This is a genomic window from Candidatus Borrarchaeum sp. (assembly GCF_019058535.1).
Classification (GTDB): domain Archaea; phylum Asgardarchaeota; class Sifarchaeia; order Borrarchaeales; family Borrarchaeaceae; genus Borrarchaeum; species Borrarchaeum weybense.
Genome location: NZ_JAHPYX010000140.1, coordinates 1 through 14,994 on the forward strand (window position 1 = coordinate 1; position 14,994 = coordinate 14,994).

A 14,994-nucleotide genomic window follows, 5' to 3' on the forward strand; every position below is an offset into this window, starting at 1 on the left:
CCCCCGTGCCATGCAACGCAACCCCCCAACTCAGAGGTCCCGCCTCCTCTGGCAATAACAGGGATCCTATCCCTATTCGCCAGTTTAATAATCGACGAGATTTGTGAGGTATTTTCTGGCATCACAACACAATCGGGCTTCTCGAATGCACTTGAAAGGACATCGCTCGAATAGGCTACTAAATCGGCGTCATCTGTAGTTATGTAATCGTCTCCAACAATTTTGGCTAACTCTCTAATTATTTCTTCGTCCATCGCGTCCATCGCTTCCAAAATAAGTGAAATGAGTTTCTGGGCAATACATTATTAGAAAAATTGCACTTTTATATTCTTTGAAAGAAGTAAATTAAAGAAAAAATAGTTGTAAATGTCTTTAGAGAAAATACCCAGGATTGAAAAAAGGAGCTTATTAATATTGTATAGGTTTCTAACAACTGGCGCATATGCATGTAGCGGTATCAAGGACGCCTCGGACTTTTCGTAGTCTATTAAATATAAAACTGTCTAAATCTTCAGGATTTTTTACTTCAACTTTCACTATAAGATCAAATGCACCGTAAATGAGAAACGCTTCTTCAACGAATTCATCCGTTCTAATTTCATTTAATAAATCCATTCCAGACTCTTCAGGACTTAGTTTTGCAAGAATAAACGCGGTCATTGTCATCGTAAAAACTCACCTCATAATCTATGACTTTACTTTCTATGTGTAACTATTTTATAAAATGAAGTGTTTAAAATTCTTTCCCATCCCACTTCCGCAATTTATAATGATCGTTAACGATATATCGTCAGGTGAAATTTAAAGTTTGAAATCAATCAGCTTTACTTATTCGTTTAATCTCGTTTGTGATCCATTCAATAAACTCAGGTGTATCTCCTTTCATTAAACCTGTTAATTCTTCTTCAAAAGAAGTGGGGTTAGTGGGGGTAAGTTTAATGCACCAGCCTATCGTATATGGTGCATTACTAACAACTAAAGCATCCATCATTACTTTTCGATTTCTCTTTTCAATCGTTCCAGAAAATGGTGAATACAAGATGTTAGTACCTTTTGCTGAATCCAATGCTCCGAATGGCTTGTCACATTGAATTTGACTACCTTCTTTCTGAAACAATTCAATTAAAACCACTTCATCTGCATTTTTAATTGCGAAATCGGTTAATCCGAAGGTTACAGATTCATTAGAGTCTACTTTAACCCAAATATGTTTTTTGGAGTAGTATAACTCGTTAGGAAAATTGTATCCTTGTATCAAACCCATATTTTTCCTTCCATTTCAATTTGAATACTCAATTGGCAGTATATACGATTGATGTGGCTTACAATACATTCCTTATATAATATATATGAAACTGTATATTGCTCAACCAAACATGTGATCACATACCTAAAATCTTCCTTAAATGTGACAATAAAACTTACTATTGTGTAATTTGCAAATAAACAAATAAACTAAGACTTCATTACGAGAGTAATGATTTTTCGACCGTTCTCTTAATAGAATTAATACATGAAGGTTCTAGAACAGAATGGCGGAAATACTTACTAGAAAACCTAAAAAAGGGGTTTTCATATTATTATTTAGATAAAGCTAGGGGATTCGATTGATACACAATGTCTACATTTTGAAAACAGATGGCACTGCTCTTATTTCTAAGAGATACGGATCGTTAGAAGTTGATGAGGCACTTATATCTGGATTTATAACAGCTATCAATACCTTTGCAGAGCAAATAATTCAGCGACAAGTTGATGAAATTGTTATGGGCGACTTAAAGTTTATTTATTCAAGATCTCATAGCTTAGATGTGATTTATGCTGTTTGTGCTGATTCTGAGACTTCAAGTGACGAAATTAAAGAAATTTTTGATCAAGTTGATGAAAAATTCATTGAGATGTACCAAAAAACCTTTAGTGATGATTTATTAAAAGATAATTCTATATTTCACGAATTCATTCCCTCTCTTGATACGCTTGTGCAACAAATAATCGTTGACAAAGAATCACGTGCTATTGGCAAAAGCGTTGTTGGCATGTTCAAGAAATTGATTCGTTTGACTTCAGATGCGAGTAGTTCGCCAGAAGAGACATCCATTGAAAAGCTACAAGATAGTACTATAGAAATCACTCAACCAGATGAAGGACTAAAGGAATTAAACGATGTCTATGCGCTGAATACTGATGCTTTAAAGGCTGTAAAAAGTATTCCTGCTCAAGATAAGCAATATAGAATGGCTTTACAGTATATAAATGGTAAAAATACAGTTGAAGATATTATACTTTCACTACAACTACTTGGATATCGACTAAATTCTGTAAAAGATTTCATTGCGTTCTTTGAAGAATGCGAGACGAAAGGCTATCTGAAGCGTGTTAGCTAGCGGTCTTATTAACATTAATTTTCAATAAATAAGTGTGAAATGGAAAGTTTAGAATATTGTTCAGCGTTCTCTTTTTCCTTCGATGAACTCCTCAACGTTCGTATGTGCAACACTGTCGACAATCTGTTCTGGAGGATGTTTAAACCCATAAGACGAGATGCTGGTTAAAGGTCCACCTATACCTCTATCAAGTGCTAATTTAACTGCGCGAATAACATCAATTACAACACCTGCGCTATTAGGAGAATCTTCAACGCTTAGTTTTAGTTGTACAGTTACTGGTACATCTCCGAATTTTCGACCTTTCAACCAAATATAGCAAATCTTATTGTCTCCCAAAAACTTAACATAATCAGAAGGTCCAATTCTTGTTGGAGTAGGATAGGGAACCAAACTCGTAACTGCTTCAGTCTTTGATACACGTTTAGTCTTTAAACGAGACTCTACAGTCATATTTTCGAAGTCAGTGTTTCCGCCTATATTTAACTGATAAGTTTGGTCAATTTTTACGCCTCTATCAAGAAATAGATTCACTAAGGCTCTATGTGCTATTGTTGCACCAACTTGGCTCTTGATATCATCACCAGCTATAGGAATGCCACGTCTTTCAAATCGTTCAGCCCATTTTTTGACAGATACAATAAACTCAGGTATACAGTTTACAAATGCGCAACCTGCTTCTAGCGCAGCCTGAGCATATAATTTGGTACCTTCCTTTGAGCCAACAGGTAAATAATTAATTAAAACGTCCGTCTTTGTTTCTCGTAGTACACTTGCTATATCAACCGCTTCAATGAGATTGGGATCATAGCAATGAAATGAATTAACCATATGAGGTGCAACACCATCTGCAATCGGACCAGGTAATACCTTAATATTGAAAGGTTTAATATTTTCAGCAAACACTTCACAGCAATTTGGTTCTGCAAAAATTGCTTCTGAAAGATCTTTTCCAATCTTTTTTGTATTGACGTCGAAAGCGGCAACAAATTTGATGTCTCTAATGTGATATCCGCCAAAATTCACATGCATAAGGCCAGGAACCATCTCATCTTCTTTAGCATTTCGATAGTATTGGCATCCTTGAACTAATGCAGAGGCGCAGTTTCCAACCCCAGCAATTGCAACGCGTACTTCCTTCAATTTATTTCCCTCAAAACAAGTTCTATCAATCAACTGACTATCAAGTTATTAACTAAAGTTTATAAGATTACCTCAAGGAGACTCCAGCCCTTTAGGGTGGAGAGGAATTGAGGTCGGATGTTGTTCACACAACCGATTCTGCGGAGACAGGGGTTGGTGTACCCAACCTCGGGTGGTGTTTTAATGACGGGGGCTCTCAAGTCCCGCCGCTCCCAACACCAAGGGAGTAGGTCCACTTCGAGGCTGTTGTAAAGGCTTTTGGCATCGGCAGCACCGTCCCTACCCCTCAGGACTTTTAACCACCGACGACAGAGCAAGGGGCTAGTGGATCACCCCAGGGTGTCATGACCTAAACAACTGCTGCTCCCACAAAGGGAAGCCCTCTAATCAACTAAGGAACTTGGTTTCCCAAGCCCTACCCTTTAAGGTGGGGTAGTTGACTTCATCTGAAATATCTTTTTCGGAAGATATTAGATCTCTTTTTGAATGTAAATCTTTAGAACTTAGTCAAATACTTAAATCTTCTGTAAATTGGATGCTGTTCTACATTTTGTAATTCTATTTAAAAAAAGTGTAGTTTTTTCTAATTCCTTTTAAAGTATACTTATTTTAGAATGCCTGAAAAGTTCGATATATTTACTGATTAGACGCATTAATGCAAATTTAAGTGATCTATTTGTTTGAGTATCCATAAAGTTCGCAAAGGGCCTTATAATTGTAAAGGGAGCATAATTGACTAATTTACGAAGAATTTCTTCAAGAAGGAAAAATGCCTGATTTGCTTTCTCTATATTCTTGTTTTCAAGATATGATTTAAAGGCGTCAACAAGCAAGAGAAACGCATTAAATAAATTCTTTTTTTCGTAGTTTAGAACTCCATATTCATATTTCAAGTCCGTTAAATACATAGATGGTTTTAAACGAAACCCTGAGATTATATATTTAGATAGAGGTTCGATTTTGGAAAGATCGCCCGTCCAATGTTCCAGAGCGTCCTTATTTTCACTTTCAAAGTCTTTAACTAACATCCTAAGATCGTGACTTATCTTTCTATGAGCAAATGATCTAGCTTTCACTTTTGCAAATAATGACGCTGCAATAAATTCACCATATTCAATTATGATTGTGAATTCCTCTTTTTCAATTACTTTAGGAGGTGTTTTTGTTTGTGTTGCTTCAGCAATCAGAGAAGAGATCCCTGCAAGCGCTCCGGTCATCAGGGCTTCATCCGTTTCAAAAGATCCGAATGATACATGGTCGATCCCTAAGCCAGTATTTGTATAGACATACAAATCAATAAATTTTTCAGCGTCTACTGGTGAAAACAAAAGTGAATTAATTACCATAATAAAAGCAATGGATAATATTGCCACTGAAAGGCTGGGAAGGGGATTGAATGTAACAACTTTCGGAGAGTATGCAACAAAGAAGGTTGATACAGACATTCTTTCGACTGTAAAATCAAAAACTGACCCAGTATCTTCAAAGCCCTCTTTAGAAGCATAAATTTCAAATGTATAACTACCAGGTGTGAGATTTGCAGTTTCTATTTGAATATCATAGATTCCTTCAGTTTCAGTAACATCAAAATATGAGCCTTCTTGAAATGTACTGACAGCACCCATTTGATTGACCTGTAATTCGTTACTCTCAACTTCATCGTATACAGTTATAGTATAAGTCTCATCCAAGAATTTTAACGTGATATTAAGTCCTTCAACGACATTTCCCCATCGCGTAACATTTATTTGGATATCCAACGAATGTCCACGTTCAAGTATGCCTTCATAATCTGCATTAACAGTCAGATAGTTCTTAGCTTCTCCGCTCTCTTGAGAAGATTCACCTCCATCTAAAGATTCACTGTTAATCTTAACAATCGTGTCCAGAAAACCAACTTCAGTACCATTATTCCATAAAACTTGCAAGCGATAATTCCCAGTTGGTTCGTTATATGGAACCTCCCAATCTGAAAAAGTAATTCTACCATTAGAATCTGCACCAGAAGTTTTTGTGTGTGCCACATCTGTCGAATCTGGTTTTAATACCGTCAAAGTTGCAGTTCCTCCCCCAACCGATCCACTTAGATTTTCAATATATGCGTTAACACGCATTTCGTCACTTGAATAGAAAGTTGTTTGATTGAAATAACCAGCTTCAGAATATTCTTGGGAGTAAACTTCATTTACGTAGTTATGTGACGTAAAATAAATCCTCCATGTCCCACTTTGCGAAATGGAGGTAATAGTAAGATTTGCATTTTCTAATATAGCAGTTGATATTTTTTCACTGCCATCAGGAGATTTCACAGATGTAAGGGTCCAATCACTTGGAATGTCCATTATCTTCAGATTGGCATCAAGTCCCGACGGGACACTAATAGAGTAGTCTAAAGTCCATGTCACGTTATTTCCACTTGTCACACTATATGTGGAGTAAATAGTTTGAGATGATCCATCGCTAAACTCACAATAAAGCGTATAATCCATCTTCATATGAAAAATATCTGGAAAGCCTTTGTGTTTTATATCAAAATAAAAAGTCCCATCATTTCCTGGGGGTATTTCAGGATTCGTCTCGTTAGTTTGCCATATAGCTAGCCCATCCCACGGGGACAGGGACTTATTTGCCCCATAATAAGTTGCATTTCCCGCTAATATAGCTGTACTATTACCCATAAAATCACCAGATGGAATTACCTCCATATCAAACTCCTCTGTCACAGCCACGTCTGAATAATAATACATAAACGTCATGTCAACAGGTTCTTCAATCCAAGCAATGGTCTCAGGTGGTTGCTTCGTATGATCGCCAGTATAATAGGTTTTGCCATCATCATCAGCGAAAGAGTCAGGTTCTGCAATCCAAGCAAAATCTACTTGGTTCACATCGGCTTTAATAATGCCAATATAATAGTTGCCTGCTTCTAGAACTATTCTATCACCTGATATTGAGCTGCCATTGTATCCATCAAAGGGAACATATTCTCCCCATAAGCCCTTTGGAGGTGCTGTAAAGGTCTCTTGGTAATGCCAACCAGTTGCGTTTGGCTTTTGTGAACCATCAGTCGTTTCACTCAAAATAAACACTGTGAAGTTGAATCCATTAGGTGCATCAGTCAAGTTAACAAGTCCGAAACTAAATGAGTCAATAAAAACATATGGAATGATTCCATTCTCAGTGGCCTCAGTCACATTGAAGTAATATGCAAAACCCTCAGTTTCGTTACTTACAACTCTCCATTGCAGAAAATTCCCATACCAGTTGTCATCAAGCATTATAAAACCGCCTGTATCCGTATATACATCAGAGATTGTTAGGTTATAATAGACTAAATTGGAGTTTTGAGAAGGCGCGTTTATCTCAATCTCAGGTGTTGTATCAGTATTATTTTGGATTCTTATATCTTGACCAGTTTTCTCAAAATACTCTTGAACGTCAAAATCATTTCCAGACCCTGAAGGATTATTTGGATTAATTGGAGTGCTGCCTCCGCCTCCACCTCCGCCGCCATTATCAAGGCTATTAATGTAATCTTCAGGAGAGAGAGTTGATCCATCATTCGAATAATCTGTGGTGATTTTTGGTGTAAAAGCAAAATTGAATGCTAGAGAGATCACTAAGATCACTAGAAATACTTGCAACGCAATTAATGATGTCTTTCGAATATTAGATCTCATTAAGCAACAGCTACGCGTCCATGATTATCATAAACACGACATGGTCTTATAAATATCTTATTAATTCAAAAACCAATTTGGAAATTCACCCTTTGACTAACTACTAACTTAATTTAAATCCGACTAAAATCCTAATACGTGAATGAACCCTCAATATAGTCATATTCTACCCCCTTGAAAGAAAATAATGTCAATTTTTGACAATTAAAGTTGTACTTTTTATTAAATCCCTTATTTGAAAATAAAATTGTTGCTCAAGTCAATTAAGCAGAGTTAAACAAATAAAATGCTATGAAATGACCTAAGAAAATAGGGTTCTTCTTTTGACAGAACTATTTGGTTACTCTCCATAGGACGATGTTGACTCTTTTAGGTGTCCATAAATTGAAAATCTGTCATTATTGTTCATTATCGTTCTTAGAAAAATAGGAGATCTTCTCGTATCTGTCATTATTGTTCATTATCGTTCTTAAAAGAACAAGTAATCTTTAAGTATTAGAAACCTATATCAATTTGTCATATTTGTTCATTAACGATTTAGATCATTAATGATGTATAAGAAATCGTTGTTAAACGAAAAGATGCGAAGAAAAAGGGAAGAGTTGGTGAATTTGGGCTACAATAAAACTGATTCTGTAAGCAGGGTTGACCTAAACTTTAAAAACGAGTTATTAAGCATGCCAGGGGGAGATGTACTAAAGTTATGCTATCAATGTGGACTATGTACAGGAAGTTGCATTGTCAGTAGAAACGTCGATACCTTTAGACCAAGACAGATTCTAAGGATGGTGCAATTAGGTCTTAAAGATATCTTAAAGTCAGAGGATATATGGAGATGCGTTACCTGTTATACGTGCAATGAGCGCTGCCCACAAGGTGTTAAACTCACAGATGTGTTTACTGTGCTCAAAAATCGAGCAACACAGGAAGGATTGCTTCCTAAAGCAATAAAGGAACTCCTCAAAGCAATCCACCAATTCGGCTGGATTTATGAAATGGGAGACGTTCAGGAATTTGAACGAGAGGATTTTGAACTACCTGACATTCCAGAAGCGTCACCTATGGTTTTTCGAAAGATTGCAGAAAAAACAGGTCTTAATCGATTGTTAGATATAGAGGAGGGTTAAGAATGGTTAAATATGCGTTATATACGGGCTGTACTATTCCTTATCGTCTCAATGCGTATGAAGCATCAACCAGAAAAGTCATGGATCATTTAGGTGTAGATTTAGTAGATCTTGATCAATTGAACTGTTGTGGGCTATACGTTGAGCCCGCTAATAAACTTGCATACCTTGCTTTATCGGGGAGAGTTCTCGCCTTAGCAGAAGAACAAGGTCTAGATCTCCTCTGTTTATGTGGAGGGTGCACATCTGCTTTAGCAAAAGCAAATGCTTATCTAAAGGAACATGAAGTTGAAAGAAATGCTGTTAATGAAGTCCTAGCTGATTTTGATATGGCATTTGAAGGCAAGATACGCGTTGTTAACTCAGTAAACTCATTTGTTGAAGACATTGGTCTTAAAACAATTAAGAAACAGATTACTAAACCTTTTAACGGTTTAAAACTCGCAGCACATTACGGTTGCCACCTTCTCAAACCTAGTGAGGTTTTGCAATTTGAAGATCCAGAGGCTCCACAATCTGTAGATGATCTCTGTGCCATTACGGGAGCCACAATGGTTGACTACCGTGACAAATACGAATGTTGCGGTGCTCCAGTTATTGCCACCGAGCAATCGCTTGCGGTTAAGATCATCAATAATAAACTGAAGAACATTTCGAAATCTGGGGCAAACGCAACCGTAACAGTATGTCCTTATTGCCATCTTATGTTAGATCTTATGCAGTTAGAAGCAGAAGACACTTATCAAACAAAATACAAACTACCGGCGCTTTTACACACTCAACTTTTGGGACTTAGCATGGGAATGGATGCAGAAGATGTTGGTTTATCTCTTAACAAGGTCAATGCCGAAAAGGTATTGGATTTCCTATCCGAATAAATAAAAGGTGATTAAAAGATGAGTAAAGGTGAAATTGAAGTTCCGATCAAGGAGCCAATCCGATCAAAAGATCTCGATCCAAACTTTAAATACGAGATCGCTGACACACCTCTTGGAAAAAACCTCAACGCGTGTTTTAAATGTGGAGCATGTAGTGGCGGATGCCCTGTTGGAATAGTTACGGAAGTCTATAAACCAAGAGAGGTCATCGGGAAGACCATTTTAGGAATGAGAGAAGAAGTATTAGCTGGTGATCAGATCTGGTTGTGTGCTACCTGTTTTACTTGCGAAGATCGTTGTCCTCAAAAGGTTAACATAACAGATGTGATTATAACATTACGTAATATTGCATTTCGAGAAGGCCATGCTCCTAAAGCCTTAATAGAACAAGCTAAAAGTATGATCGAAACGGGATGGGTTCAGCATCCCACTGCCTCGATGGATAAAAGGAGGGAGGAATTGGGATTAAAACGCCTTCCAAAAAATGCTTTAGAGGATTTACAGACGATCGTTAAAGCAACAGGCTTTTATGATCTGATTTATGGAAAAGAGGAGAAGGAGGAGAAAACATGAAAGAGTTTGCCTTATTCCCCGGATGTCTTATTCCTGAGCGAGTCCCAAGTTATGAAGTTTCGCTCAGGCAGACCGCTGAAAAACTAGACGTTAATTTTGCCGAGCCAGAGGGCGAGTGGACTTGTTGCGCACCAGTTGGTATCCTTTCACTTGACTATCTTACCTCTCTCAGTGTCGGTGCAAGAAATCTTGCCGTCGTCGAAGAAATGGGATTGGATACAATGTGTACACCCTGTAATGGATGCTTTGAGGGACTTGATAGAATAGCTAGGATCTTGAATCAAGAGCCAGAGACTTTGGCGAAGGTGAATGAAATTCTCGCCGAGGTGGACAAAGAATACAAAGGCACGGTACAAGTTCGACATTTAGCTGAAATTTATTTTGACGATGTCGGTGTAGACAAAATCAAAGAAACAATGGTTAAACCACTCGATGCTCTACAAGTCGGCATTAGACCAGGCTGCCATTTGTTTAGACCCATAGAGGTTATTGGGATTGATTTCTCTGAACGTCATTTCTTCTTGGACGATCTTATAGAGGCTACAGGCGCAGAAAGTGTTTACTACCAACATCGTTTAAGATGCTGTGGCGGACTTCTCCGAAACGTTTCTGATGACTTAACAGAAGGAATGCTAAGGGAACGGCTTAAGGAGTTGAAAGAAGCTGAAGTAGATTGTTTAGTGACCGTTTGCCCTCTCTGTTTCTTGCAATTTGACCTGGGGCAAAAGTTAGTGGAACGCAAGTATAAGGAGAAGTATGATATCCCTACACTTACCTATAGCGAACTTCTTGGGCTTGGAATGGGCATGAGTGCAGATGAATTAGGATTAGCAACTCACAGAATCAAATTAGATAAAGTTCTTGCGAAGATTGGAGTTGATTGATAAAATGGAAGAAGAAATTAGAATTGGTACATTTATTTGCCATTGTGGGCTTAATATTGGTGCAGTAGTTGATTCTAAAGCAGTTGCTGAGTATGCAGCAACGTTACCCAATGTTGTGGTGTCTATGGATAACAAATATACATGTTCGGATCCGGGTCAGGACGAAATTAAGAAAGCTATCAAGGAACATCAGCTCAATAGGGTAATAGTCGCGTCATGCAGTCCGCGTATGCATGAACCAACCTTCAGAAGGACTGTCGAGGCTGCGGGTCTGAATAAATACCTGTTCGAGATGGTCAATATACGCGAACATGTTTCATGGGTACACATGAATGAGCCTGAAAAAGCGACAGAGAAAGCTAAAGATCTTGTGCACATGGCAGTAATGAGAGCCGCATTATTGCAGCCATTGGCGAAAAAGGAAGTTTCTATCATAGACAGGGCTCTAGTTGTTGGTGGCGGTGTGACAGGAATTAATGCGGCCCTAGACTTGGCTAATCAAGGATTCAAAACATATGTTGTTGAAAAGACACCGACTATTGGTGGATATATGGCAATGCTGGACAAGACGTTCCCAACGCTGGACTGTTCGATCTGTATCCTTGCTCCAATGATGGTCGACGCTGGCAATCATCCCAATATCGAACTTCTGACATATTCTGAAGTAACACAGGTTGATGGTTTTGTAGGAAACTTCAAGGTCAAGGTGAATAAGAAACCCCGTTATGTTGATACGGATCTTTGTAACGGTTGTGGCGACTGTGGCGATATCTGCACAGTACGTGTACCAAACGCCTTTGATGTGAGTCTTGGGAAGCGTGGGGCAGCTTATGTGCCATTTCCGCAAGCAGTTCCCCTTAGATTCACAATCGATCCAGAAAGTTGCCTTCACTTGAATTATGGGATTTGCGGAACCTGTCAGACGTTCTGTCCAAAACAAGCGATAGATTTCAATCAAAAAGGAGAAGAAGTTGAACTTGATGTCGGTACAATTATTGTAGCTACAGGGTTCGAAACATATGATCCTGCACCGAAGAGAGAATATGGATATGGCGTCTATAAGAATGTTATTACAAACATCGAATTTGAGAGGATAAAAAATGCAGCAGGTCCCACTCGTGGAAACTTAGTGCGACCTTCCGATGGAAAAGCACCTCATCGAGTAGGATTCATTCAATGTGTTGGCTCACGGGATGTTAGGGTTGGTCATGAATACTGTTCAAATGTCTGTTGCATGATTTCTATAAAACAGGCAGTTCAAATCAAAGAGAAATATCCCGATGCAGAAATTTATATTTTCGCGATAGACATTCGCGCTTTTGGTAAGGGTTTTGAGGAAATTTATCGACGCGCCAGAGACATGGGTATAACTTTCATTAAAGGAAGGGCCTCAGAAGTATTCGAAGATCTAAAGACTGGAAACCTTAAAGTCAGTGTAGAGGATCTCTACGTTGGAGAACAACTGGAACTCGAACTCGACATGGTTGTTCTTGCGACTGCGCTTATTCCAAGAGAAGGTACAAAAGAACTTGCCCAAACGTTAAACATTTCACTTGGACAGGAAGGCTTTTTCCTAGAAGCGCATCCAAAGTTACGTCCTGTTGATACGTTTACTGACGGTATATTTCTCGCAGGAGCTTCTGCTGGTCCAAAGGATGTACCTCAATGTGTTGCACAAGGAAAAGCCGCTGCAAGTGCAGCAGCTTGCCTTATGGCTAGGGGCAAGATTGAGATCGAGGCGATTACGGCCAGTGTCGATGAAGAGATGTGTATTGGATGCGAATTATGTACCCTAGAGTGCCCCTATGGAGCAATTCAGATGATTGAGGAGCGAAACAAGGCAGAAGTAATTGAGGATATCTGCAAAGGCTGTGGAACATGTGCTGCTGCATGTCCACAACTAGCGATTTACATGAAACATTATTCAGATGAGCAAGTTCTAGCACAAATCAGAGCAGTACTTTCGGAAATTAAAGAGAAACCACTTATTATAGCCTTTACGTGCAATTGGTGCAGTTATGGTGGCGCAGATCTTGCGGGGATATCACGATTTCAATATCCTACCAATGTCCGAATTATTCGATTGATGTGTTCTGGGCGAGTTGACCCCACTTTCGTATTTGAGGCATTTAGGCTGGGTGCCGATGGTGTACTCATTTCAGGTTGTCATATTGGAGATTGTCATTATGCAACTGGTAATTATAGGACAAAGATGCGTTTTATAGCAATAAAACACGCACTAAAACAAGCCGGAATAGACCCTAGACGACTTAGATTAGAGTGGATTTCTGCTAGTGAAGGTGAAAGTTTCGCAAATACTATCAGAGAAATGGTCGAGGAACTTGAAAAACTAACGCCACTTTTCCCCGTCCCAAGAATGGAGGGGGCATAACTAAAGGAGGAGAAAAAGTTGAGTGAAAAAAATGTTTTAGTTATAGGTGCAGGCGTTACTGGAATACAAGCTGCAATCGATGTAGCAAATCAAGGAATTAAAACATATCTTGTTGAAAAATCACCAAGCGTCGGGGGGCACATGGCTCAATTAGATAAAACATTTCCCACCCTTGACTGCTCTGCGTGTATTTTAACTCCTAAGATGGTCGATGTTGCTCGTCACCCGCACATCGAACTGCTTACCTATAGCGAAGTAAAGGAAGTTACAGGTACTGCTGGCAATTTTACTGCAAAAATTGAGAAAAAGCCCCGATATATTGATGAAAATATATGCACTGGCTGCGGAAATTGCGCGATTCACTGTCCAGTAGAAGTTCCTAGTGAGTTTGATGAAGGAATCGGCGTTCGAAAAGCTATATATGTGCCTTTTCCGCAGGCCGTACCGTTGGTGTATACGATCGACAAAGATGCTTGCATAGAATGCGAACTCTGTCATAATATCTGCGAAGCTGGGGCGGTCAAATATGATCAAGAGCCCGAAGAAATAGAAGTGAATGTTGCATCTATTATTGTGGCAACTGGTTATGACCTTTTTGATGCGACAAATCTAAAGAACTATGGTTATGGGGTCTATGATAACGTACTGAGTTCCCTTGAATTTGAACGCCTTTTATCAGCATCTGGACCTGCAGGAGGCCATGTATTCCGATTATCCGATGGAAAAATCCCGCGAAGAATTGCTTTCCTCCAGTGTGTCGGATCAAGAGATCCCGAGCACGGAATGCCGTATTGTAGTCGCGTCTGTTGTATGTATGCCATTAAAAACGCGATTCTAGCCAAAGATCATATTCATGGTGGATGTGACACGACGATCTTTTATATTGATGTCCGTGCCTTCGGAAAGGGCTTCGATGAGTTTTATCAAAACGCACAAACCAGATTTGGTGTAAAATTTGTACGTGGAAAAGTTGGGGAGATCGTCGAGGACGAAACTACAAAAAACCTTCTTGTGCGAGTTGAAAATACTGAAACTGGAGAGTTGAATCAAGAAGAATTCGATATGGTAGTTCTTTCTATAGGTCTTGTGCCATCACAAAACTCTAGTGAAGTCGGTAAAATTCTAAATTTGCCTACAGATCAGTACGGCTTCTTTGAGGAGGCATCACGTATCTTGCCCGTTGACACAAAAATTGAGGGAGTATACATGGCAGGTGTCTGCGAATCAGTGAAAGATATCCCAGACAGTGTAGGACAAGGGAGTGCGGCAGCGATGCGGGCTAGTTTAAAAGCAATTTAGGAGGAAAAAGAAATGGAAGAAGAACCTAGAATTGGTGTTTATGTCTGCAATTGTGGTATCAACATTGGTGGTGTAGTAAACGTAGATGAAGTGGCAGAATATGCATCAAAACTGCCGAATGTCGCAGTAGCGCGACCTCAGCTCTACATGTGCTCTGATAGAGGACAAACTATGATCAAAGAAGATATCGATGAATTTAAACTGAATAGAGTTGTGGTAGCATCATGTAGCCCTAGAATGCATGAGCCAACCTTCAGGAAAGTTATAGAGGAAAAAGGGCTTAATAAATATCTTTTTGAGCAGGCAAATCTTCGCGAGCATGTCTCATGGGTTCATAGTAATCAACCAGAAAAAGCTACCGAAAAGGCTAAAGATCTAGTAAGAATGGCAGTAGCCAAATCACGCTTATTAGAGCCGCTACCGCAACACATGGTCGATGTGAAAGGTGAAGCTTTGGTAATAGGAGGAGGAATTTCAGGGCTTAGTGCCGCAAAGAATATTGCAGATAGAGGCTTTAAGGTCCATTTAGTCGAAAAGACCCCCAATTTTGGCGGAAAAATGGCACAGTTGTACAAAGTATATCCTACATTTGATGATCCCCAAGAATTATTGAATCCTTTAATAAAGGATGTTA

General features: G+C 39.0%; 13 protein-coding genes. 8 read left to right on the forward strand and 5 right to left on the reverse strand.

Annotation, left to right across the window (positions count from 1 at the left end):
- From QVB70_RS08190 to QVB70_RS08200, 3 genes are all read right to left on the reverse strand, one after another.
- A partial coding sequence (locus QVB70_RS08190) for an FAD-binding oxidoreductase (protein WP_287585239.1) occupies positions 1-254 on the reverse strand: 254 nt, incomplete at its 3' end.
- 172 nt (positions 255-426) lie between these two features.
- Positions 427-666, reverse strand: coding sequence for an Lrp/AsnC ligand binding domain-containing protein (locus tag QVB70_RS08195; RefSeq protein WP_287585240.1), 240 nt, complete (start codon positions 664-666; stop codon positions 427-429).
- A gap of 148 nt (positions 667-814) precedes the next feature.
- On the reverse strand, positions 815-1,264 hold the full coding sequence (locus QVB70_RS08200; protein ID WP_287585241.1) for a hypothetical protein: 450 nt from the start codon (positions 1,262-1,264) through the stop codon (positions 815-817).
- A gap of 343 nt (positions 1,265-1,607) precedes the next feature.
- Here QVB70_RS08200 and QVB70_RS08205 point away from each other — a divergent pair, with 343 nt between their 5' ends.
- A complete protein-coding gene (locus QVB70_RS08205; protein WP_287585242.1) occupies positions 1,608-2,384 on the forward strand; it encodes a hypothetical protein in 777 nt (258 codons plus the stop codon).
- A 60-nt stretch (positions 2,385-2,444) separates the two neighbouring features.
- On the opposite strand, the gene QVB70_RS08210 is transcribed toward QVB70_RS08205, so the two are convergent.
- Together QVB70_RS08210 and QVB70_RS08215 are read right to left on the reverse strand one after the other, a co-directional pair.
- The gene (locus QVB70_RS08210) at positions 2,445-3,527 is read right to left on the reverse strand and encodes an inositol-3-phosphate synthase (RefSeq protein ID WP_287585243.1); all 1,083 of its coding nucleotides are present in this window, start codon (positions 3,525-3,527) and stop codon (positions 2,445-2,447) included.
- A gap of 593 nt (positions 3,528-4,120) precedes the next feature.
- Entirely contained in the window at positions 4,121-7,207 is a 3,087-nt protein-coding gene (locus QVB70_RS08215; RefSeq protein WP_287585244.1) for a hypothetical protein, read from the reverse strand.
- A 581-nt stretch (positions 7,208-7,788) separates the two neighbouring features.
- Here QVB70_RS08215 and QVB70_RS08220 point away from each other — a divergent pair.
- The 7 genes from QVB70_RS08220 to QVB70_RS08250 all read left to right on the forward strand — a co-directional run.
- Positions 7,789-8,334, forward strand: coding sequence for a 4Fe-4S dicluster domain-containing protein (locus tag QVB70_RS08220; protein ID WP_287585245.1), 546 nt, complete (start codon positions 7,789-7,791; stop codon positions 8,332-8,334).
- A gap of 2 nt (positions 8,335-8,336) precedes the next feature.
- The gene (locus QVB70_RS08225) at positions 8,337-9,212 is read left to right on the forward strand and encodes a CoB--CoM heterodisulfide reductase iron-sulfur subunit B family protein (RefSeq protein ID WP_287585246.1); all 876 of its coding nucleotides are present in this window, start codon (positions 8,337-8,339) and stop codon (positions 9,210-9,212) included.
- 18 nt (positions 9,213-9,230) lie between these two features.
- A complete protein-coding gene (locus tag QVB70_RS08230; RefSeq protein ID WP_287585247.1) occupies positions 9,231-9,785 on the forward strand; it encodes a 4Fe-4S dicluster domain-containing protein in 555 nt (184 codons plus the stop codon).
- Positions 9,782-10,669 carry a CoB--CoM heterodisulfide reductase iron-sulfur subunit B family protein gene (locus tag QVB70_RS08235; RefSeq protein WP_287585248.1) on the forward strand — a complete coding sequence of 296 codons (888 nt, stop codon included), beginning with the start codon at positions 9,782-9,784 and terminating at the stop codon, positions 10,667-10,669. The genes QVB70_RS08230 and QVB70_RS08235 overlap by 4 nt, the downstream gene beginning before the upstream one ends.
- Before the next feature lie 4 nt (positions 10,670-10,673).
- Positions 10,674-13,061 (forward strand): CoB-CoM heterodisulfide reductase HdrA2, encoded by a 2,388-nt coding sequence (hdrA2, locus tag QVB70_RS08240; RefSeq protein WP_287585249.1) that lies wholly within the window; start codon positions 10,674-10,676, stop codon positions 13,059-13,061.
- Between the two features lie 18 nt (positions 13,062-13,079).
- Complete coding sequence (locus tag QVB70_RS08245; RefSeq protein WP_287585250.1) at positions 13,080-14,360, forward strand: CoB--CoM heterodisulfide reductase iron-sulfur subunit A family protein; 1,281 nt, start codon at positions 13,080-13,082, stop codon at positions 14,358-14,360.
- Between the two features lie 12 nt (positions 14,361-14,372).
- Positions 14,373-14,994 (forward strand): NAD(P)-binding protein (locus QVB70_RS08250; RefSeq protein ID WP_287585251.1); only part of this gene is annotated, 622 nt, incomplete at its 3' end.